Origin of the sequence: Mycobacterium sp. NPDC050551, assembly GCF_040674075.1 — a bacterium.
In the GTDB taxonomy this organism is placed as follows: domain Bacteria; phylum Actinomycetota; class Actinomycetes; order Mycobacteriales; family Mycobacteriaceae; genus Mycobacterium.
Genome location: NZ_JBFARC010000002.1, coordinates 638841 through 660518, shown reverse-complemented (window position 1 = coordinate 660518; position 21678 = coordinate 638841). Strand labels below are relative to the sequence as shown.

The window sequence follows — 21678 nt, the reverse complement described above, 5'->3', positions numbered from 1 at the left end:
TATGGCCAAACTGTCTGTCTCCGTCGATGTCCCGCTGTCGCCGGCGGACGCATGGGCGGCCGCCTCGGATCTGTCCCGCTATAAGGAGTGGCTGACCATCCACCGGGTGTGGCGGTCGAAGCTGCCCGAGACCCTGGAGAAGGGCTCCCGCATCGACTCGATCGTCGAGGTCAAGGGCATGCCCAACCGGGTGAACTGGACCATCGTGCACTACCGGCCGCCGGAGGCGATGACGCTCAACGGCGACGGCAAGGGTGGGGTGAAGGTGAAGCTCGTGGGCAAGGTGAAGCCCGCCGCCGACGGCGGTTCGACGGTCACCTTCGACGTGCACCTGGGCGGACCGGCTCTGTTCGGCCCGATCGGCATGGTGGTCGCCGGCGCGCTCAGGAGTGACATCCAGGAATCGCTGAACCGGTTCAAAGCCGTTTTCGCGCCGGCCTGAACCGATGCGATTCGACCGCGCCATCCCGGTGCTCAGAGTGTTCGACCAGGCCAGGGCCGACGAGTTCTACCTCGGCTATCTGGGTTTCGGGACCGACTGGGAGCACCGGTTCGGACCCGACTTCCCGCGCTACGCCCAGATCAGCCGCTCCGACCTGATCCTGCACCTGTCGGAGCACCACGGCGACGGCACCCCGGGGAGCGTCGTCTTCCTGCCGATGGACGGCATCCGGGAATTCCATGCCGAGCTGTCCGGCCGCGACTACCGCTTCGCCAAGCCGGGATTGGAGAGCGCGCCGTGGGGTCTGACGGTCGACGTGACCGACCCGTTCGGCAACCAGCTGCGATTCTGCGAGCGGAGCGTCAGCGACGCATCCGGCGCCTGAGCAGCCGGCCGAACTCGACGGCCGAGCGCCGTACCGACTCGACCTCCAGTGACACCAGCAGGGTGTCCACCATCGCGAACGGCAGCGTGGTCACCACCGCGCCGCGGCCGTACTCGATGTGCCAGCTGCCGGGGTGGATCGTCAGGCCCCGCACGCGGCCCTTCTCCAGGCAGGTGTGCTCGCCGGCCCGCAGCGTCGCAGGCAGCAGGTCGTCGGACTCCAGGTCGAACGAGTCGATCTGGCCGGCGATCAGGAACTTGTGGATCTCCACCCGCTTGTAGCGGCCGGAGAACCCCACGGTGCCGGTGGGGGAGCCGAACAGCACGATGTACTCGCTGGGGCTGAAGTACAGGAACCGCACCTTGCCCAGCACGCCGCCCGCCCTGCTGGCCACCCAGCGTCCGCCGCCGGTGTCGATCAGGTCCGGGTACTCCGCTGCGAGCAGTTCCGTTGTGCGACGGATCAACTCGCCGCCTGCGAGTGGTGTGCCGGTCACTTCCTTCGCCACCCGGGCTAGGACGTCGGGGTCGATCCGGTAGGCCATCCTCCGAGGTAACCACAGCCGGTGGCGCGACGCGCCGGAGTGCGGCCGGTGATTTCGGCGCGCTCTCGTTCACGCAGCGATCGCGAGCGCGCCGAAATCACGAAGGGGCCACCCTTGACGGCCCCGCGAAGTGTGACGTAGCTTACGTGGAAACGTTCACATGGAAACGTTTCCACAGCGAAGGGGCTGACTGTTGGCGAGCAACGGCGTCACGATCCGCGACGTGGCCGCGCGCGCAGGAGTCTCGCTCGGCACCGTGTCGCGGGTGCTCTCCGGCCATCCCGCGACGTCGCCGGGCGCGCGCACCCGGGTCACCGAAGCGGCCGCCGCACTGGGATACCGGCCCAACGCCCAGGCACGCTCCCTGCGGTCGACCCGCACGCACGCCATCGGCCTGCTGGTCTCCGACGTGCGCAACCCGTTCTTCGCCGATGTCGCCCACGCCGCCGAACAGGCCGCGCTCGACGCCGACTACGTCACGCTGCTGGGCAACGCGAACGAGGACGTCGACCAGCAGGACCGCTACCTCGAGACGTTCCTGACCCAGCGTGTCGACGGCGTGGTGATCACCCCGCAGGGCCGCGGATCGGGCAGCCTCGACACGCTGATCGACAGCGGCATGCCGACCGTGTTCGCCGATCGCACCGTCGACGGGCTCGACGTGCCGAGCGTGACCACCGACAGCAGGCCCGGCCTCGACGAGGCGATCGCCCACCTCGCCGCCCGCGGGCACACCAGGATCGCGTTCATCGGTGGCCCGCAGTCCATCTCGACGGGCCGGGACCGCCACGACGCCTTCGTCGAGGCCATGCCCGCGCACGGCCTCGAGGTGCACGGCGACCTGATCACGTTCGGCGACTTCCGCGAAGCGAGCGGCACCGAAGCCACCGAACGCCTGCTCGCTCATCCGAATCGGCCGACCGCGCTGCTGGCCGCCGACAACCTGATGGCCGTCGGCGCACTCGCGGCGCTGCGCGGCCACGGCCTGACCATCGGCACCGACATCGACCTGATCGCCTTCGATGACACGGAGTGGTTCCCCTTCCTGGACCCGCCGATGTCGGTGATCGCCCACGACCCCGGCGCGATCGGCCGGCATGCGGTGACGCTGCTGCTCGAGGTCATCGGCGGCGGCACACCCGAGTCCGTCGTCCTGCCGACGAAGTTCGTCGACCGTTCAGTGGGAGCGCCTCATGGCTGAGCGGCGGGTGTTCGTCGTCGGCAGCCTCAACGCCGACCACCGGGTGCAGGTCGCCCGCATCCCGGCGGCGGGGGAGACCGTGCTCGGCTCCACCGTCACCGTCGGTGCCGGCGGCAAGGGGGCGAACCAGGCCGTTGCCGCCGCCAGGGCCGGCGCCGCCACCCGCATCGTCGGGGTCGTCGGCGAGGACGCCGACGGCGACGTGATCCGGACGGCACTCTCGGGCGAATCCGTCGACACCCACCACCTGCACACCGTCGCGGGCATACCGACGGGCCGCGCACTGATCACCGTCGACGACGCGGGCGAGAACACGATCGTCGTGTCGCCCGGCGCCAACAGCACGCTGTCGAGGGATGCGGTGTCGGCCGGGCTGGCCGGCATCGGCATCGGTGATCACCTTCTGCTGCAACTGGAGACGCCGATGCCGATCGTGGCGCACGCCGCCCGCACCGCACGCGATGCCGGTGCGACCGTGGTGGTCAACGCCGCACCGGTGCCCTCGGCCGTCGAGAACCTCCTCGATCTCGCCGATCTCCTGGTGGTCAACGAACACGAACTCGCCGACATCGCGCAGCGGATGCGCGGCGACGACACCCTCGGCGGCGTCGAGGACGACATGGCGGCGGTGGTGGCGGCGTCGGGCGCGGGTGTCGTGTGCACGGCGGGCAGCGCGGGCGCCTTCGTCTGGAGCGACGACGGGGTGGCACACGTGCCGTCACCGGCGGTCGCCGCGGTCGACTCCACCGCGGCCGGTGACACGTTCATCGGGTACCTGGCTGCCCGGCTCACCGTCGACCCCGACGACCTCACCGCCGCCATCGGGTACGCGGTGCGCGCGGCCGCGGTCTCGGTCACCCGGCCAGGCGCCATCGACTCCATCCCATACCGCGATGAACTCGAAACCGACGACGAACTCGAAACCGACACTGCCGCAACGAAGGAACGTTCATGAGAATCGCACTCGGCAACGACCACGCCGGATATCCGCTCAAGGCCCATGTGCGCGAGGTGCTCGAAGGACTCGGCCACGAGGTCATCGACCGCGGCGCGCCGAGCGACGAACCGGTCGACTTCCCCGACGTCACGTTCGCGACGTGCGACGCGGTCAGGAAGGGCGACGCCGACCGCGCCGTGCTGGTGTGCGGAACGGGTGCGGGTGCGGTGATGGCGGCCAACAAGATCGCCGGGATCAGGTGCGCACTCGGCCACGACGTGTACTCCGCGCACCAGAGTGTCGAACACGACGACGCCAACGCGATCGCCATGGGGGCGTGGGTGATCGGCCGCGCCACCGCGGGCGAGGTGCTCGAGGCGTTCCTCGCCGCCCGCTTCGACGACGACGAGGACACCGTGCGCCGAGTCGGGAAACTGCACGACCTCGAGAAGCAGTCGGCGCGCGAGCTCGCCGCAGGCCTCTGACGTCCGCCCCGCCCATCAAAGGAGATCGGCAATGACCACCGACATCGACACCACCCGCAGGCAAGCCGAACACGGATCACCGGGGAAGCTGAAGACCGCGTTCGGCGCAGCCGCGGGCACCTGCGTGGAGAACTACGACTTCGTCGCCTACGGCACCGCGTCGGCGCTGTACTTCGGCGACGTGTTCTTCCCGGAGTCCGACCCCGTGACCGGGACCCTGCTGTCCTTCGCCACGCTGGGCGTCGGCTTCCTGATGCGGCCCATCGGCGGTTCGGTCGGCGGCTTCCTCGGCGACCGGTACGGCCGCAAGCCCGTCCTCGTCGGCGCCCTGCTCATCATGGGCATCGCCACGGTGCTGATCGGGCTGCTGCCGACCTACGCCCAGGTGGGTGTGCTGGCCCCGGTGCTGCTGGTGGCGATCCGGATGATCCAGGGGCTGGCCTTCGGCGCGGAGTGGGGCGGCGCGGTGCTGATGGCCTACGAGCACGCGCCGTGGCGGCACCGCGGCCGATTCGCCGCCATCCCGCAGGCGGGTAACCCGCTCGGTATCGCACTGGCCAACATCGCATTCCTGGCCAGCGCCTCCCTCGACAGCGACTGGGCGTGGCGAATCCCGTTCCTGGCCAGCGCGATCCTGATCGCGGTCGGGCTGTTCGTCCGGATGCGGCTGAGCGAGTCGCCGGAGTTCGTGGCCACCAAGGCCCTCGGCGAGGTGGTGCGCAACCCGTTCCTCACGGTGATCAAAGAGGACTGGCGGAACATCCTGCGCGTGATCGCGCTGCGCGTGGTCGAGTCCTGCGCCTACTACCTGACGGCGACGTACCTGCTCAGCTACATCGCCCAGCGCGACCCGGCCGACCGCACCCCCGCACTGACCGGCGTCGTCATCGCCAGCGTGATCGCCGTCGGCACGACGTTGTTCGCCGGGAATCTGACCGACCGCATCGGCCGCCGACGTGTCTATCTCGTCGGCTGTCTGCTCGCGGTGGCGTTCGGCATCCCGATGTACCTGTTGGCCAACACCGGTCAACCGTTCCTGATCGCGGTGGTGTTCATCATCGGCATCGGCCTCATCCACGCCGTGCTGACCGGAACGCAGGCCGCGTGGTTCGCCGAGCTGTTCGCCACCAGGACGCGGACGTCCGGCGCGTCGATCGGCTACCAGGTGGCCGCGTCCATCGCCGGCTTCGCCCCGTTCCTCGCGGTGCTGCTCGCCGACGGGCTGGGCTGGATCGGCCCCGCGTTGTTCTACGTGACCGTAGGACTGGTCGGACTCGGCGGTGTGATGGCCACCAGGGAGACCTGGGGTCCCAAGGAACGCGCGGGTGTCGACGCGTTCATCCGCGGCGAGGCGGGCGTGACCGTCCGCTAAGCCAGCGCCTCGTCGATCGGGGTGTCGCCGGAGATCAACTCGAAGGTCCTACTGCCACCGGTGTCGAGCGCCGCGACGAGCACGGCCGCGACATCGGCGCGCGGAATGCTGCCGCGCCCGGTGGATTCGGCGATCCGCACCTGCCCGGTGCCCGGGTCGTCGGTCAGCATCCCCGGCCGCACGATCGTCGTGTCGAGGGCGCCGCGGGCGGCGATGTTCTCGTCGGCGGCGCCCTTGGCGCGCAGATAGGCGACGAACACCTCGTCGTCGGCGGCGTCGTCGGCCGCTGCAGGATTCGCGCCCATCGCCGAGACCATCAGGTACCGGCGCACGCCCGCCGCCTCGGCGGCGTCGGCAAGCAGGATCGCGGCGTCGCGGTCGACGGTCTCCTTGCGCGCCGCACCGCTGCCCGGGCCTGCGCCCGCCGCGAACACCACCGCGTCAGCGCCCCGCAGCTGGGCGGTGACCTCGTCGAGGGTGGCCTTCTCCAGATCCAGCACGATCGCCTCGGCCCCTGCGGCCTGCAGGTCGGCGGTGTGATCGGGGTTGCGGATCAGCCCGGCGACCGAGTCGCCGCGTTCGGACAGCAGTTTCTCCAGTAGCAGGGCGATCTTTCCGTGGCCGCCCGCGACGACGATGCGCATCCTGATGGCATACCCGATCGCCCGCATCGCCGAACGTGCGGTGGCCGTGATTCACGCCAGCTGCGCGCGCAGCTCCCGCTTGAGCACCTTGCCGTAGCTGTTCTTCGGCAGTTCGTCGACGAACTCGTAGCGCTTGGGCCGCTTGAACCGCGCGATCCGCTCGAGCAGGTGGGCGTCCAGCTCGGAGGCGCCCGCGGTGCCCACGATGAACGCCACCACCACCTCACCCCACTCCGGGTCGGGCGCACCGACCACGCACGCCTCGGTCACGCCGGGGTGCTCGATGAGCACCTCCTCGACCTCCCGCGGATAGATGTTGCTGCCGCCGCTGATCACCACGTCCTTGGACCGGTCCCGCAGAGTGAGGAAGCCGCGGCCGTCGAACGACCCCATGTCGCCGGTGTGCAGCCAGCCCCGCTGCAGCGTCGCCGCCGTCGCCGTCGGGTTGCGCCAGTACCCCGACATCACGACGTCGCCGCGGCAGACGATCTCGCCGATCTCGTCGGCGGCTGCCGGGGTGCCGTCCTCCCGCAGCACCGCGACGTCCACCCCCGAGCGGGCGTAGCCCACCGAGCCGAGCACCGCGTCGTCGGAGTCGAGATGGTCGGCCCGGCGCAGACCCGTGATCGTCATCGGCGCCTCGCCCTGTCCGTAGAGCTGGGTGAAGATCGGCCCGAACGCCGCCATCGCCTTCTTCAGGCTGTCGACGTACATCGGGCCGCCGCCGTAGACCACGGTGCGCAGGTTCGCCGGCCGTGGCCGCCCGGTCTGCACCAGCCGCTGCACCATCGTCGGAGCCAGGAACGCACTGCAGCCCGGATGGTGCTCGCAGAGATCGAGGAACTCGTCGGGTTCGAACGCCGCGGACACCGGCACCACCTGCCGGGCGCCGCGCAGCACGTACGGCGCGATGTAGAGCCCCGAGCCGTGCGACATCGGCGCGCCGTGCACCAGCGCGCAATCGTGGTCGGGGGAGTCGAAGTCGGCGAGATGGGACACCGCCATCGCGGTCAGGTTGCGGTGCGAGAGCATCGCGCCCTTGGACCGGCCGGTGGTGCCGCTGGTGTAGAACAGCCATGCCAGCGTCTCGGGGTCGGTATCGGTCGGGACCTCGCCGGGGGCCGTGCGGAGCCGGGCGGCGTACTCGTCGCCGGCTATCACCTCCACCGGACGGACGGTCGTGCCTGTCAGCCCTTCCGCGATCTTGGGCGACGCGAAAACCTGTGCGACGTCGGCGTCGTCGAGGATCTGCGCCATCTCCAACGGGTGCAGTTTGAAGTTGATCGGCACCACGACGCTCTCGGCGGCCCAGGCGGCGAACATGAGTTCCACGATCTCCGGGCGGTTCTCGCTGGCGACCGCGATGCGGGCGCCGGGACCGAGAGGGCGCAGTGACGCGGCCAGTCGCAGCACCCGCTCGCGCAGTTCCCCCCACGTCCACAGCTGCTGCTCGCCGAGGAACACCGCGCCGCGGTCACCGAAGCGCGACGCGGCCTGGTCGAGCATGGAGAAGAGGTTGGTCATGCGCAGGGCCGCCTCAACGTGCCACCCATTCCGAGGACAGCGCGAAGTCCGACAGGTACTTGGTCGAACTCCACCCGCCGTCGACGGCGATCGTCTGCCCGTTGATGAAACTGCCACCCTCAGAACACAGGAACACCACCGTGGACGCCAGATCGGCGACGGTGCCCAGCCGCGGGTACGGCGTCATCTCGGTGTTGATCTTGCGGAACCGCTCGTCCTCGAGTCGGTGCGCCACCATCGGGGTGAGCGTCACCCCGGGCGCCACCGCGTTGCACCGGATCCCCTGCGGCCCGTACTGACAGGCGATGTGAGTGGTCAGCGCGGTCAGTCCGCCCTTGGCCGCCGAGTACGCGCCGCCGCGCAGGCCGCCTACGACTGCGAAGGTCGAGGTGACGTTGATGATCGCCGACCCGGACCGCATGTGCGGGATGACGTCGCGGGCCAGTCGGAACGGCGCCCGCAGCATGAGGCCGAGGAAGTAGTCCAGGCTCTCGTCGTCGGTCTCGTGCAACGGCTTCGGGCTGCCGACGCCGGCGTTGTTGATCAGATAGTCGATCCGGCCCCACCGCTGCACCGCGGCGTCGACGATCCGCCTCGGTCCGTCGTCGGCGGTGAGGTCGACGGCGAGGGTGGCGACCAGATCGGGGTCGCCGATCGCCCGCTCGAGTTCGGCCAGCCGCTCCGGGTCGCGGCCGGTGCCCAGCACCGCCGTCCCCGCTTCGGCGAGCGCTGTCGCGCAACCGAATCCGATGCCACTGCTGGCACCCGTGACGATGGCCACCTTGCGTCCGGTGTCCTCTTGCATTGCTACCTACCTGACTTCCGCGGCGTCCAGTGCCGCGCGGATCCGATGCTTCAACACCTTGCCTGCGTCGTTCTTGGGCAGCGCGTCCCAGATCGCCACCTGCTCGGGCACCTTGAACTTGGCGACGCCCCGGCCCAGCAGGAAGTCGCGCAGGCTCTCGACGTCGGGGGCTTCGTGACCGGCGGCCACGATCACCGCGCACGCCCGTTCGCCGGTGCGGGCGTCGGGCAGGCCGACGACCGCGACCTCGGCGATACCCGGGTGACCGGTGAGCAGGTCCTCGACCTCTTTGGGTGAGATGTTCTCGCCGTTGCGGATGACGATGTCCTTGGCGCGCCCGGTCACGACGAGGTGGTCGTCGTCCACCCATGCGCCCAGGTCGCCGGTGGCGAAGTAGCCGTCGGCGTCGAAGCAACCGGCCGCGTCGTCGGGATGCAGGTAGCCGACCAGCATCTGCGGTCCGCGGGCGTGGATCTCACCGGAGCCCTCGGGCGCCGCGGGGTGATCGGCGAGCCGGATGTCGGCGATCCCGGCGCGGCCGTCGGTGTCGGCCGCGTGGTCGACGTCGCGGGCGTCGGGCACGCCGACGGTGGTCACGGGCACCTCGGTCGAACCGTACACCCGGGTCACCACCGCGTGCTCGAAAGAGCCGGCAGCACGACGGATCAGGGACGGTGACACCGAGGCGCCGCCGCAGATGAACACCTTCAGGTCGGGGAGTCGGGTGCCGGCCTGCCCGGCCGCGGCCAGCAGTCCCTCGAGGAACGGCGTCGCGCCCGCCATGTGGGTGCACCGCTGCGCGGTCATCAGTGCGACGGCGGCCGTGGGTTCCCACCGCTCCATCAGCACCGCGGTGGTGCCGAGCAGCAGCGGGCACTCGAAGGCGTAGATCGAGCCGCCGATGTGCGCGATCGGGGACGGCACCAGGAACCGGTCACCGGGCTCCACCAGCCAGTGCTCGCCGAGCTGGCGGATCAGCGCGTGGATCGAGTTGTGGCTGTGTAGAACGCCTTTGGGGCGGCCGGTGGTGCCCGAGGTGTACATGATCATGCGCACGTCGTCGGGGTCGGGATCGGTCAGGACCACCGGCGGCGAGTCGAACAGTGCCGCGTACGCGGTGTGCGGGCCGGGGTCGTCGCGCAGCACCACCACCTCGGGCGGATCGGCCATGGCGGCGGTGACCCGGGTGAGCATGGCGGCGTAGTCGTGCGTGCCGAACCGCTGCGGTACGAACATCATCCGGGTGTTCGCGTCGCCGAGGATGAACTGCAGTTCGTGGTCGCGGAGTGAGGGCAGGATCGGGTTCACCACCATGCCGGCCAGCGTCGCGGCGAGGTAGACCACCGCCGCCTCGTGCCAGTTCGGCAGGGTGAACGACACCACGCTGCCTGCGGGCATCCGGGCTGCCATGGCGTGAGCCAGATTCGACGCCTGCGTGTGCAGTGTCGCGCAGTCCACCTCGACGTCGCCGTCCACCAGCACGACCCGGTCCGGGGTGTCGCGCGCGGCGGCGCGCAGTGCGTCGGCCAGCGTGGTGCGCACCCACAGCCCGCGGTCGTAGGCGTCGGCCGCGCGTCGCTCGTCGACGGCGACCCTCACGGCTCGACCAGACCCTTGACCCGGCGCATCGTCATCGCGTGCCGGAACCTGGCCGACGGGTGGGTGTTCACGGTGACCTGGGCGATCTCCCCGTCGGAGGTGGTGTAGGTGCGCTGCATCTCCAGCGCCGCACTACCCGCGGCGACGCGCAACCGGTCGGCCAGTTCCGGGGTCAGCACCACGGCGGCGATTTCCTGGTGCACCTCGACGATGCTCACCCCGAACAGGTCCTCGATCAGCGGGAAGATCGGCCCGGAGTGGCGTGCCAGCAGGCGGCCCACCGCGGCGAACGTCCGGTTGATGTAGTACTCGGTGCGGCAGATCGGCGCGGCGGTGCCGTCGGCCTGGCGATACCCCCGCACGGCCAGCCACTGCGTTCCGATGTCCAGACCGGTCCGCTCGGCGAGGCCTGCGTCGATGGTCACCATCGCGGTCGACTCCACGGCGAACTGCGCGCCCGCGGCGAACGCGAGCAGATCGTTGATCGACATCACGTCCTGGGCATACGAACTCGCCTCGGGGCGAGGCACCACCAGGGTGCCCGCGCGTGGCCGCGAGGTGACGAGGTTGTCCTCGCGCAACCGGCGTAGTGCCTCGCGCACGGTGTAGCGGCTCACCGCGAACCGTTCGCACAGTTCGTGTTCGGTGGGCAGCTGCGAACCCACGGGGTACACCCCGTCGACGATCTCCTTCCGCAGCGCCCGCGCCACCTGCAGGTAGCGGTGCTCTGTGGTGATCGTCATGCGCGGCGCAACGCCAGCACGCTGCCGTCGCCGTCGGCCGCTACGAACAACGTGCCGTCCGCGCCACCGGTGATGCCGGCGAACGGCCCCTGTGGACCCGAGAACGGCTGGATTCCCCGCAGCGGCTTGGGCGTCACACCGGGCGGCGCACCGATCGGCAGGCCGGAGGCAATGACGCTGCGCGCACCGGAGGTGAGGTCGACGGCGACCACCTCCTTGGCGCCGGCGTCGACGACGAACAGCGAACCGCCCTCGACGGTGATGCCCTGCGGCGTCTGCAATCCGTCGATCACGGTCTCGGCGCCGGAACCGGTCAGCCGGACCACCCGGCCCGCGGCGGACTCGGCCACCAGCGGAGCGCCGTCGATGCCGATCGCCACCCCGGTCGGCTCCGCGAGGCCGTCGGCCAGCACCGCGCCCTCGCCCGCGCGCAGCGAGTGCACCCGTCCGGCGCCGAGCTCCGCGAACACGATCGTGCCGTCGAACCCGACGGCGATGCCGTAGAGCTGGTCGAAACCCGTCGCGAGGTAGTCGGTTTCGCCGCCGGGGCGGTACCGGCCGACCTGGCCGAGCGAGGTGGTGCAGAGGAAGTCGCCGTCCGCGGTGCTGGTCAGGCCGCGCAGGTATCCGGGATAGCCGGGGGTGAACAGCATCGCGACCGCTTCGAGCGACCCGTCGGGCTGTAGCGCGTAGAAGTAGGTGCCGTCGGCGATGTGCAGTCTGCCGTCGGCGCCCACCGCGAGATCGTGCGGCCAGTTCAGGCCGCCGGGCAGCAACGTTCGGGTCTCACCGCCGCCGAGCACCTCGGCGATCTCGCCGGTGAAGTTGGAGGCGAACAGCCGCCCGTCGACGATGGTCAGGTTGTCGAGGCCGGGATTGAGCTGGGCGAGCACCGTCTGCGCGCCCGAGCGGGGGTCGATGCGCAGCACCTGGCCGGAGGCCACCTGGGTGGAGACGATGAATCCTTCGGCATCGAACTTCACCGAATCGGGCACGCCGAGGTCCGCGGCGACGCGCTGCGGTTCACCGCCGTCGGGGTCGATGCGCCAGATCTCGTTGGCGGTCATGACGGGGTAGTAGAGCAGCCCGTCGGGGCCGACCTCCATCGCATTGGGCGAGGGCAGGTTGTCCGCCAGGACGCGCGGTTCGCCGCCGGAGAGGTCGAGCTCCAACAGCCGGCCGCCGTCGCGGCACTCGTTGACGAAGAGCCTGCCCCGATGGGTGGTGATGCCGTTGGCGGCGGGCACGTCGTCGCGCAGCACCCTGGTCCGGCCCGAAGGGTCGCGCACGCTCACCCGGCCGTCCATGTACTCGGTGGCGTACAGGTTGCCGTCCGCATCGAAGGCCAGATCGTCGGGCGCGACGATGTCGCTGCCCTTGGCGCTGATCGTCTCCATCACCCCGGTCGCGATGTCCAGGGCGCTGATCTGGCTGCCGGTCACCTGCGCGATGTACATCCGCCCGTCGGGCCCGGTGCGCAGGCCGTTGGCGCCGAACAGCCGGCTGGGCGGGGTGAGGCGCGTCAGCCGCCAGCCGTCGGCCGTGGCCGGATTCGCGGCGGTGTACCTGGCGGCAGGCGTCGGCGCCGCGGTGGGGGGCGGAGTCATGAAACCGGACGTTAGCAAGCAGGCTTAGTCCAGACAATAGCGATCGCGGAAGCAATGGAGTCCCTTGACGGCCGGATAACGGCTGCGGAATAGTGTTCTGCAATATGCAGAGCACCATTGTTTGTCCGGACAATTAGGTACCGGACATGGATGACCTCCTCAACCTCGACGGCCGCATCGTGGTCGTGTCGGGCGCCGGTGGCGGCGGTATCGGCACCACCGTCACCGAGCTGGCCGCCGCGGCGGGTGCGACCGTCGTCGCCGTCAGCCGCAGGCAGGACAACCTCGACCAGCACGTCGGCCCGCTCGCCGACAAGGGGCTGCCGGTGGTCACCGTGGCCGCCGACGCGTCCACCGACGAGGGTGTCGCCGCGGTGCTGGAGGCGGTGCGCAGCACGGCCGGCCGCACCGGTGCCCGGCTGCACGGTCTGGTCAACATCGCCGGCGGGGCGGCGCCCGCGACTTGGATGCCCTCGACCCGCGTCACCCGTGACGACTGGCGGGCGCTGTTCGCCGCCAACCTCGAGACTGCGTTCTTCATGAGCCAGGCGGTCGCCGTCGAACTCCGGTCGCAGGGCGACCCCGGGTCGATCGTGTCGGTGTCGTCGATCAGCGGCATGAACACCGCGCCGTTCCACATCGCCTACGGCACCGCCAAGGCGGCGGTGGTGGCGATGACGAGGACGATGGCCGTCGAGCTCGCACTCGACGGCATCCGCGTGAACGCCGTCGCCCCCGGTGTCACCGAGACCGCGGCATCGGCCACCTACGTCGACGCCGACCCCGAGCGGGACCGCCAGGCCATCGCGATGGGCCGCCGCGGCACACCGCGTGAGCAGGCAGGCGCCATCCTGTTCCTGCTCTCCGACCTGGCCGGCTACGTCACCGGCCAGACGCTGCTGGTCGACGGTGGCCTTGACCTCAAGTGGAGCCACCTCGCCGCGGACAACACCTCGCTGTTCCTGAAAGACGAATCCTTCCGCAGCACCATCAGCCGGCTATGAAGGGGATGTAGATGACCGACATGAAGGCCGATACGGAGAAGACCGTCCCGGAACCCGCACCCGTGGAGGAGCTCTCGGAGCCCACGACCATCCCGGTCGAGGCGTACATCTCGGAGGAGTATGCCCGCGCCGAGCGGGACAGGCTGTGGCGCAAGGTCTGGCAGCAGGTCGGCCGGGTCGAGGAGATCCCCGAGGTGGGCAGCCACCTCACCTACGACATCCTCGACGACTCGATCATCGTGGTCCGCACCGGTGACAACGAATTCGCGGCGCACCACAACGTCTGCATGCACCGCGGCCGCATGCTCGTCGACCGGCCGGAAGGCGCGAAGAACGCCGTGGGCCGGGCGCGCAAGTCGTTCGTCTGCGGATTCCACGGCTGGACATACGGATTGGACGGCACCTGCACCCACATCAGGGAGCAGGACGACTGGAAGGGCGCGCTGAACCCGCGCAACACCCATCTGGCGCCGGTGCAGGTCGACACCTGGGGCGGCTGGCTGTTCGTCAACATGGACCCCGACTGCGAACCGCTGGCCGACTACCTCTTCCCGGCGGCGAAGATCCTCGATCCGTTCGGCCTGGAGAACATGCGCTACAAGTGGCGCAAGTGGCTGTACTTCGACTGCAACTGGAAAGTCGCGATGGAGGCCTTCAACGAGACCTATCACGTGTTCACCACGCACCCGGAGTTCAACAAGTTCGGCGAGTTCAAGGGTTGGGCCAAGGCGCAGGGCCGGCATAGCAACATCGGCTACGACGCGCCGAAAGGTATGGACGAGACCAAGTCCAAGATCCGGCTCGGCACCGGCGACGACCCGCGCGTGTCCACGGCCGAGATGCAGATGTACACCTGGGAGCAGACCAACGCGACCACCACCGAGACACTGGTCAACGCCGCCAAGCGGCTGGTCGACGAACTCCCCGAGGGCACTCCTGCCGACAAGGTGCTCCAGCACTGGCTGGCCTCGGCGCGCCGGGACGACGAGGCGCGCGGCGTCATCTGGCCGGTGATCCCGCCCGACATCCTCGGCCAGAGCGGCACCGCCTGGCAGCTGTTCCCGAACTTCCAGATCGGCCAGGGCCTCACCAGCGCGCTGTGCTACAGCGCCCGGCCGGACCCGAGCTACAACCCGGACAAGTGCATCTTCGAGGTCGCCGTCTTCGAGCTGTACCCGAAGGGCGAAGAGCCGCAGACCGAATGGGTCTACACGCCGGTGGGCGACCCGAACTGGCTGTCGGTCCTGCCGCAGGACTTCTCGAACATGGCCGCGGTGCAGCAGGGCATGAAGTCGGCCGGTTTCCCCGGCACGAAGCCCAACCCGTACCGCGAGCGCAGCACGGTCAACCTGCACCACCAACTGTCGCAGTACATGGGCACCGGCGAACCCCGCGAATTGTGATTTCGGCGCGCTTTCGATCGCTCACCGAACGACATCACGCCGAAATCACGGAAGAAGGAGAGGCATGACGACCACCGAGAACTCGTGCGGACCCACCGACGTCCCGACCGACATCGACATCCCCGCGATCCGGGAGAGGTACGCCGCCGAGCGGGCCAAGCGGCTGCGGCCCGAGGGCGCCGACCAGTACCTGGAACTCGAAGGTGACTACGCCGGGTTCTACGAGGTCGACCCGTACACCACGGTGACCGAGCGGGACGCGATCACCGAGGACGTCGACGTCGTCGTCCTGGGTGGCGGCATCGCCGGACTGCTGGCGGGGGCGTATCTGAAGAAGGCCGGCGTCGGCGGCATCCGGGTCATCGAGATGGCAGGCGATTTCGGCGGCGTCTGGTACTGGAATCGGTTCCCCGGCATCCAGTGTGACAACGACGCGTACTGCTACGTCCCGCTGCTCGAAGAACTCGGTTTCATGCCGTCGAAGAAGTTCGCCGACGGGGCCGAGATCTTCCAGCACTGCCGCAACATCGGAAAGCACTTCGGCCTGTACGACGGTGCGCTGTTCTCCACCCAGGTGCGCGAACTGAGCTGGGACGAAGAGTCGCAGCGTTGGCAGATCGTCACCGACCGGGGTGACGACCTGCGCGCCCGGTTCGTCGTGATGGCCCAGGGCTCCTACAACCGACCGAAGTTCCCCGGTATCCCCGGCATCAAGGACTTCACCGGACACGTGTTCCATTCGGCCCGCTGGGATTACGACTACACCGGCGGTGACGCCGACGGCGGCCTGCACAAACTGGCGGACAAGCGCGTCGCCCTCGTCGGCACCGGGGCGACCGGCATCCAGTTGGTGCCGCACCTGGGTCGCGATGCGCAGGAGCTGTTCGTCTTCCAGCGCACGCCGTCCTCGGTCGACGAGCGCTCCAATCCGTCCACCGACCCCGCCTGGGCCGCCTCCCTCGAACCGGGGTGGCAGGAAGCGCGCAAGCGCAACTTCCACAACTGGTCGCCGTTCGTCGGTGTGGTGTTTGGTGAACCCGATCTGATCTGCGACTTCTGGACCGAGCTCGGCCGCAACCTGACCGCCCGGATCGCAGGCCTGGACGACCCGGCCTCGGTCACCATCGAGCAGATCATGGCGTTCCGGGAGGAGGAGGACTACAAGATAATGGAGCGGTTGCGTCGCCGTGTCGATGCGATCGTCGAGGATCCCGCCACCGCGGAGTCGCTCAAGCCGTACTACCGGTTCATGTGCAAGCGGCCGTCTTCCAGCGAGCACTATCTCACCTCGTTCAACCGTCCGAACGTGACGCTCGTCGACGTGTCGGAGTCCAAGGGCGTGGAGAAGCTGACCGAGAAGGGGATCGTCGCCAACGGTGTCGAGTACGAGGTGGACTGCGTGATCTTCGCGAGTGGCTTCGAGATCTCCACCGAGATCAGCCGCCGGTTCGCGATCGACAGCATCGTCGGCCGCGACGGGCTGTCGCTGTTCGACTACTGGCAGAACGACTACAAGACACTGCACGGCATGACCAGCCGCGGGTTCCCCAACCAGTTCTTCATGGGGTTCATCCAGGGCGGCGTGTCGGCGAACACCACGGCGATGTTCGAACAGCAGGCTCAGCACATCGCGTACATCATCGCGGAGGCGCAGAACAGGGGTGCCACCCGAGTCGAACCCACCCAAGAGGCGCAGGACAGCTGGGTGCAGACGGTCCGCGAGTTGTCGATCGACAACTCCGCATTCGAGTTGTCCTGCACGCCCGGCTATTACAACAACGAGGGGCGAGGCGGCGCGGAACGCAACGGGTCGTTCCTCGGCGACTTCTATTCACCCGGGTTCTACGCGTTCGACGAACTGATTGCGGAATGGCGCGGCAAGGGTGATCTCGACGGTCTGGAGCTGAGCAAATGACAGCGGTTGCAGCGGCTCTCGAGGCCCGCGAGATCAACCCGCGCATCGGCACCGAGATCCGGGCCGACAAGGCGACGCTGCTCTCCGGAGCGCATGCCGCCACCCTGCGGGATCTGCTCGAGCAGCGCGGCGTGCTGGTGTTCCCGGAGATCGGTTTCACCGACGACGAACAGGTGGCGTTCACCGAGACGCTCGGCACGCTGGCCACCGAGCGCAAGGGCGAGAAGCTCTACAACGTCACGCTCGACAAGACCGTGAACAAGCAGGCCGACTACCTCAAGGGGTCGCTGTACTGGCACCTCGACGGCACGATGAACGAGGTGCCGATTCTGGCCTCACTGCTGTCGAGCAAGGCACTGGGCAACGAGGGCGAGGGCGACACCGAGTTCTGCAACACCTACGCCGCCTACGACGACCTGCCCGACGAGGACAAGGCGGCGTACGAGGAACTGCGGGTGGTCCACTCGACCTGGACGACACTGCTCTACTACGAGCCCGAGCCGTCGCTGGAGATCCTGCAGCAGATGATGGCGATCGGCGAGCGCGAACTGCCGCTCGTGTGGCGGCACCGCTCGGGCCGCAAGTCGCTGGTGCTGGGCTGCACGGCCGGCCACGTCGTCGGCATGGACCGCGCGAAGAGCATCGAACTGCTTGTCCGCCTGCGGGAGTGGGCCACCCAGCCGCAGTTCGTCTACCGGCACACGTGGTCGGTCGGCGACCTGGTGATCTGGGACAACACCGGCACCATGCACCGCGCGACGCCGTACGACGCGGCGTCGGGCCGGCTGCTGCAGCGCACCAAGCTCGCCGGTGAGGAGTCGTTCGCCTGACATGGGTGACCTGAAATTCGACGGCCGGGTGGCCGTCGTCACCGGCGGGGGCCGCGGCCTCGGGCGGGCCTACGCGCTGCTGCTGGCCTCCCGCGGGGCGAAGGTCGTGGTCAACGACCTCGGCGGCAGCCTCACCGGTGAGGGCGGGGACGAGGGCCCGGCCCACGACGTGGTGCGGGAGATCGTCGCCGCGGGCGGACAGGCCGTCGCCAGTACCGATTCGGTCACCACGCCCGAGGGCGGGCGGGCCATCGTCGGCGCCGCGCTCGACGCGTTCGGCCGCCTCGACGTGGTGGTGCACAACGCGGGCAACGTGCGGCGCGGCTCGCTGCGCGACATCAGCTACGCCGACTTCGAGGCCGTCGTCGACGTGCACCTGCGCGGTGCGTTCCACGTTGTCCGCGAGGCCTTTCCGGTGATGTGCGACGCCGGCTACGGGCGCATCGTGCTCACCTCGTCGATCGGCGGGCTCTACGGCAACCACGACGTCGTCAACTATGCGGTCGCCAAGGCGGGCGTGATCGGACTGTCGAACGTCGCGGCGATCGAAGGCGCGGCGCACGGCGTGACGAGCAACGTCATCGTGCCCGCCGCCGTCACCCGGATGGCCGAGGGCATCGACACGTCGGCCTACCCGCCGATGGGACCCGAACTGGTGGCGCCCGCGGTGGGCTGGCTCGCGCACGAAAGCTGTTCTGTCACCGGCGAGATCTACATCGCGCTGGCCGGCCGGATCGCCCGCGCCGCCATCGCCGAGAGCCCGGGGGTGTACCGGCCGTCCTGGTCGGTCGAGGACGTCGAAGCTCAGCTCGACGGTATCCGTGACCTCTCGCAGCCGGTGGTGTTCCCGCCCGTCCCCGACGGGCACACCGACCACATCCGGTACAGCTTCGCGATGGCTGTCCAGCAGCAGGGGGCCGTCCATGGCTAGCTCCGCCGGCCCGCTCGCCGGGGTCCGGGTCGTCGACCTCACCGCAGTGGTGATGGGGCCGTACTGCACGCAGATCATGGCCGACATGGGCGCCGACGTCATCAAGGTCGAGCCGCCCGAGGGGGACATCACCCGCTTCGTCGCACCCGGTCCGTCGCCGGGGATGAACGGCGTGTTCGTCAACGTCAACCGCGGAAAGCGCAGCGTCGTCCTCGATCTGCGGTCCGACCACGGGATTGCGGCACTGCGTGCACTCATCGAGACGGCCGACGTGTTCGTCCATTCGATGCGGGCGAAGGCGATCGCCAAGCTCGGATTCGACTACGAGTCGGTCGCGGCCATCAACCCGCGGATCATCTACACCAACTGCTACGGCTACAGCAGGCGCGGCCCGGATGCCGACCGGCCCGCCTACGACGACACCATCCAGGCCGAGTGCGGTCTGCCCGCGGTACAGAAGCAACTCACCGGCGACGCCACCTACGTCGCAACGATCATGGCCGACAAGGTCACCGGCCTCACCGCGCTATACGCGACCATGATGGCGCTGTTCCACCGCGAACGCACCGGCGAGGGACAGGAGGTCGAGGTCAGCATGTTCGAGACCATGGCGTCGTTCATGCTCGTCGAGCACGCGAACGGCGCCATGTTCGACCCGCCGCTCGGGCCGGCCGTATATCCGCGGACGGTCGCGCCGAACCGGCGTCCGTATCAGACGAAGGACGGTTACATCGCCGCGCTGATCTACAACGACAAGCACTGGCGGGCTTTCACCGAGGCGGTGCGACCGTCGTGGAACTCCGACGAATACACCACACTGCAGATGCGCGCCAAACAGATCGATGTCGTGTACGGGCTGGTCGCCCAGACGATGCGGGAGCGCACCACCGCCGAATGGCTCGCGCTGTTCGCGGAACTGGAGATCCCCGCCACGCCGATCAACACACTCGACTCGTTGTTCGATTCGCCGCAGCTCAACGCCGCCGGGATGTTCGAGACCATCGACACCCCGCACGGCAAGGTGCGCTTCCCCGGGGTGCCGACGTGGTTCTCCCGCACACCGGGCCACGTCCGGGGTTACGCACCCGAACTCGGCGCCGACACCGCCGAGGTGCTCGCCGGTCTGGGGCTGCCGAGCGACGCCGAGACGACGGTTGTCGACGCGAATCGCGCGAATTCGGTCGACAACCGTGGTGTCAGCGCGTCGGAAGCCGCGGCGGAGCTGGCATGAGCATGGACTTCGAGATGGGGCAGCGCGCCGCGCAGTTGCGCACCGATCTGCGGGAACTGGTGCACGACAACGTGCCCGAGGACTTTCTCGGCGCCTTCACCGACGATCCGGCGGACCTCGAGACGGCGCAGCGGTTCTGCCGGCTGCTCGCCGAGCGGGATCTGCTGTGCCTGTCGTGGCCCGAGGAGTTCGGCGGCGGCGGGGCGTCGGTGTGGGAGCAGACGGTGGTGCGCGAGGAGATGTGGGCGCACCACGAACCGCGCGGCGCCCAGTACATGGGCGTGAACTGGGTGGGGCCGATCATCATGCGGCACGGCACCGAGGAGCAGCAGCGCACCCATCTGCCGCCGATCGCCCGCGGCGAGGTGATCTGGTGTCAGGGGTTCTCCGAGCCCGAGGCCGGCTCCGACCTGGCGTCGCTGCGCACCACGGCCCGGCGTGACGGGGACGGCTGGCTGGTCAGCGGCCAGAAGATCTGGACGTCGTACGCCACCATGGCGCAGTGGTGCTTCCTGCTGGCGCGCACGTCGAAAGGTGAGAAGAAGCAACAGGGCCTGACGATCTTCCTGGTGCCGATGGACGATCCGGCGATCCAGGTGCGGCCGATCCGCTGCATGATGGGCCCGCACCACCTCAACGAGGTCTTCTTCGACGACCTGAGGGTGACCGAGGCCGACGTGCTCGGCACCGTCGACGCAGGCTGGTCGGTGGTGCAGGACGTGATGGCGTTCGAACGCGTCGGCATCGCCCGATACGCCCGCTGCGAACGGTTGCTCGCCGCCGCGCCCGCCGTGCTCGGGCCGCGCTGGGACGAGGTGCCCGAGGAGCTGCGCGGCAGATGGATTCGCATGCTGACGCACTGCCGCCGGGCCCGCCTGCTGGCCTACCGGGTGGTGTCGCTGCAGAGCAGCGGCCGCATCACCCCCGGTGACGCCGCCGCCTACCGCATCGCTGTCACCAAGCTCGACCAGGACAGCGCGGAGGTGCTGATGGACCTCGCCGCCGAGGTGCGCCACGACGACCCGAACGCCGGGTGGTTCCTCGGTGAGGTCGAGGACCACTGGCGCTACTCGCAGGCGTCGACGGTGTCGTCGGGCAGCATCGAGATGCAGCGCATCCTGCTGTCGCGCGCCCTGCTGGCGGCCGCGAAATGATCCTCGATCTGGGCGACGACGCCGCGGAGTTCGGCAGGCAGGCGCTGCGCGCGTTCGAGGCCGCCGGAGGCGACCAGCTGGTGCAGGAGGCCGAAGCCAAACCCGCAGAACGTGAATCGCTCGTCGGCCCCGCACTGGCGGGCCTCGGCGCCTGGGACCTCGACGTGCGGGGTGACGCCGACGAGCTCGAGGCCGCAGCGGCGCTGTGCCGCAGCGCCGGTCACTGGGCACTGCCCTATCCGGTGGCCGAGCGGCTGGCCCGGCCGGCCGACCTGGACGTCGACGGGCTGATCGTGGTCGCCGACCAGCGGCCGTCGGCAACCGTCGCCGGGCTGCAATCGCGCTGGGCGACAGTCACGCTGACCGGTCAGCGCAGCCACGTCACCGCGCAGGGACCCGCAGGCGCGGCGTTCGTCACCGAGCTCGAACTGTCGGCGGTCGACGACACCGGTGCCGGCGACCTCGCCCTCGCCTTGGTGCTGCCCTGCTGGACCCTGCTCGGAATGCTGGATCGGGCAATCGAACTCACCATCGCCCACATCACCCTGCGCAAGCAGTTCGGTCAGCCGCTGTCGTCGTTCCAGGGCGTGCAGTTCCAGCTCACCGACGCCGAGGTCGAGCGCAGCGGGGTGGACATCCTGGCCAAGTACGCGCTGTGGAGCATCGCGAGCGGTCGCCCTGAGGCGCTCGACGACGCGCTGGCGCTGCGGATGGCCGCGCTGGAGGCGGCGGAGGTGGTGTTCCGGGTGTGCCATCAGCTGCACGGTGCGGTCGGCTTCTGCGACGAGACCACGCTGTCCTGGTTGTCGCGCTACAGCCAGCCGCTGCGCCGGCTGCCGTTCGGGTTGTCGGCCACCCGCGACCGGCTGCTGCACGCCGCGGGCCCCTGCGGGCTGACGGGACTGTACGCGTGACCGGGGCC

Annotated in this window: 21 protein-coding genes; 14 read left to right on the top strand and 7 right to left on the bottom strand. The window is 69.4% G+C overall.

Going from position 1 to position 21678, the window contains the following annotated elements:
- The first annotated feature begins 1 nt into the window (after position 1).
- Both AB0K11_RS09855 and AB0K11_RS09850 read left to right on the top strand, forming a co-directional pair.
- The gene (locus AB0K11_RS09855) at positions 2–442 is read left to right on the top strand and encodes an SRPBCC family protein (RefSeq protein ID WP_364975304.1); all 441 of its coding nucleotides are present in this window, start codon (positions 2–4) and stop codon (positions 440–442) included.
- A gap of 4 nt (positions 443–446) precedes the next feature.
- Complete coding sequence (locus tag AB0K11_RS09850; RefSeq protein WP_364975301.1) at positions 447–827, top strand: glyoxalase superfamily protein; 381 nt, start codon at positions 447–449, stop codon at positions 825–827.
- Here the strand turns inward: AB0K11_RS09850 and AB0K11_RS09845 are convergent.
- Positions 805–1371, bottom strand: coding sequence for an isomerase (locus AB0K11_RS09845; protein ID WP_364975298.1), 567 nt, complete (start codon positions 1369–1371; stop codon positions 805–807). The two genes, AB0K11_RS09850 and AB0K11_RS09845, sit on opposite strands and share 23 nt — an antisense overlap.
- A 193-nt stretch (positions 1372–1564) precedes the next feature.
- On the opposite strand from AB0K11_RS09845, the gene AB0K11_RS09840 reads away from it, so the two are divergent.
- From AB0K11_RS09840 to AB0K11_RS09825, 4 genes are read left to right on the top strand one after another with little or no spacing between them, the layout of a single operon-like run.
- Positions 1565–2572, top strand: a complete 1008-nt coding sequence (locus AB0K11_RS09840; protein ID WP_364975297.1) for a LacI family DNA-binding transcriptional regulator — start codon at positions 1565–1567, stop codon at positions 2570–2572.
- Positions 2565–3527, top strand: a complete 963-nt coding sequence (locus AB0K11_RS09835) for a ribokinase (protein ID WP_364975296.1) — start codon at positions 2565–2567, stop codon at positions 3525–3527. Before AB0K11_RS09840 ends, AB0K11_RS09835 begins: the two co-directional genes overlap by 8 nt.
- Positions 3524–3994 carry an RpiB/LacA/LacB family sugar-phosphate isomerase gene (locus AB0K11_RS09830; RefSeq protein ID WP_364975294.1) on the top strand — a complete coding sequence of 157 codons (471 nt, stop codon included), beginning with the start codon at positions 3524–3526 and terminating at the stop codon, positions 3992–3994. The genes AB0K11_RS09835 and AB0K11_RS09830 overlap by 4 nt, the downstream gene beginning before the upstream one ends.
- 31 nt (positions 3995–4025) lie before the next feature.
- Positions 4026–5366 carry an MFS transporter gene (locus AB0K11_RS09825; protein WP_364975292.1) on the top strand — a complete coding sequence of 447 codons (1341 nt, stop codon included), beginning with the start codon at positions 4026–4028 and terminating at the stop codon, positions 5364–5366.
- Here the strand turns inward: AB0K11_RS09825 and AB0K11_RS09820 are convergent.
- The 6 genes from AB0K11_RS09820 to AB0K11_RS09795 are packed head-to-tail and all read right to left on the bottom strand — an operon-like array spanning position 5363 to position 12288.
- The gene (locus AB0K11_RS09820) at positions 5363–6010 is read right to left on the bottom strand and encodes an NAD(P)H-binding protein (RefSeq protein ID WP_364975290.1); all 648 of its coding nucleotides are present in this window, start codon (positions 6008–6010) and stop codon (positions 5363–5365) included. The genes AB0K11_RS09825 and AB0K11_RS09820 overlap by 4 nt on opposite strands.
- A 51-nt stretch (positions 6011–6061) precedes the next feature.
- On the bottom strand, positions 6062–7534 hold the full coding sequence (locus AB0K11_RS09815) for a long-chain fatty acid--CoA ligase (RefSeq protein WP_364975288.1): 1473 nt from the start codon (positions 7532–7534) through the stop codon (positions 6062–6064).
- A gap of 13 nt (positions 7535–7547) precedes the next feature.
- Positions 7548–8339, bottom strand: coding sequence for an SDR family oxidoreductase (locus AB0K11_RS09810; RefSeq protein WP_364975286.1), 792 nt, complete (start codon positions 8337–8339; stop codon positions 7548–7550).
- A gap of 6 nt (positions 8340–8345) precedes the next feature.
- Complete coding sequence (locus AB0K11_RS09805) at positions 8346–9938, bottom strand: AMP-binding protein (protein ID WP_364975284.1); 1593 nt, start codon at positions 9936–9938, stop codon at positions 8346–8348.
- Positions 9935–10681 (bottom strand): GntR family transcriptional regulator, encoded by a 747-nt coding sequence (locus AB0K11_RS09800; protein WP_364975281.1) that lies wholly within the window; start codon positions 10679–10681, stop codon positions 9935–9937. The genes AB0K11_RS09805 and AB0K11_RS09800 overlap by 4 nt, the downstream gene beginning before the upstream one ends.
- Positions 10678–12288 (bottom strand): SMP-30/gluconolactonase/LRE family protein, encoded by a 1611-nt coding sequence (locus AB0K11_RS09795; protein ID WP_364975278.1) that lies wholly within the window; start codon positions 12286–12288, stop codon positions 10678–10680. The genes AB0K11_RS09800 and AB0K11_RS09795 overlap by 4 nt, the downstream gene beginning before the upstream one ends.
- Positions 12289–12434: 146 nt before the next feature.
- Between AB0K11_RS09795 and AB0K11_RS09790 the strand changes: the two genes are divergently transcribed.
- The 8 genes from AB0K11_RS09790 to AB0K11_RS09755 all read left to right on the top strand — a co-directional run bounded on the left by AB0K11_RS09790 (position 12435) and on the right by AB0K11_RS09755 (position 21670).
- Complete coding sequence (locus AB0K11_RS09790; protein ID WP_364975275.1) at positions 12435–13292, top strand: SDR family oxidoreductase; 858 nt, start codon at positions 12435–12437, stop codon at positions 13290–13292.
- An 11-nt stretch (positions 13293–13303) separates the two neighbouring features.
- A complete protein-coding gene (locus AB0K11_RS09785) occupies positions 13304–14695 on the top strand; it encodes an aromatic ring-hydroxylating dioxygenase subunit alpha (RefSeq protein ID WP_364975273.1) in 1392 nt (463 codons plus the stop codon).
- A gap of 64 nt (positions 14696–14759) precedes the next feature.
- Complete coding sequence (locus AB0K11_RS09780; protein ID WP_364975271.1) at positions 14760–16610, top strand: NAD(P)/FAD-dependent oxidoreductase; 1851 nt, start codon at positions 14760–14762, stop codon at positions 16608–16610.
- Positions 16607–17440, top strand: a complete 834-nt coding sequence (locus AB0K11_RS09775; protein WP_364975268.1) for a TauD/TfdA family dioxygenase — start codon at positions 16607–16609, stop codon at positions 17438–17440. The genes AB0K11_RS09780 and AB0K11_RS09775 overlap by 4 nt, the downstream gene beginning before the upstream one ends.
- Position 17441: 1 nt before the next feature.
- Positions 17442–18371: an SDR family NAD(P)-dependent oxidoreductase gene (locus tag AB0K11_RS09770; RefSeq protein WP_364975265.1), complete on the top strand. Its 930-nt coding sequence runs from the start codon at positions 17442–17444 to the stop codon at positions 18369–18371.
- Positions 18364–19602: a CoA transferase gene (locus AB0K11_RS09765; RefSeq protein ID WP_364975262.1), complete on the top strand. Its 1239-nt coding sequence runs from the start codon at positions 18364–18366 to the stop codon at positions 19600–19602. Before AB0K11_RS09770 ends, AB0K11_RS09765 begins: the two co-directional genes overlap by 8 nt.
- Before the next feature lie 2 nt (positions 19603–19604).
- A complete protein-coding gene (locus tag AB0K11_RS09760) occupies positions 19605–20756 on the top strand; it encodes an acyl-CoA dehydrogenase family protein (RefSeq protein ID WP_364976728.1) in 1152 nt (383 codons plus the stop codon).
- Positions 20753–21670 (top strand): acyl-CoA dehydrogenase family protein, encoded by a 918-nt coding sequence (locus tag AB0K11_RS09755; RefSeq protein WP_364975259.1) that lies wholly within the window; start codon positions 20753–20755, stop codon positions 21668–21670. The genes AB0K11_RS09760 and AB0K11_RS09755 overlap by 4 nt, the downstream gene beginning before the upstream one ends.
- Positions 21671–21678: the final 8 nt, after the last annotated feature.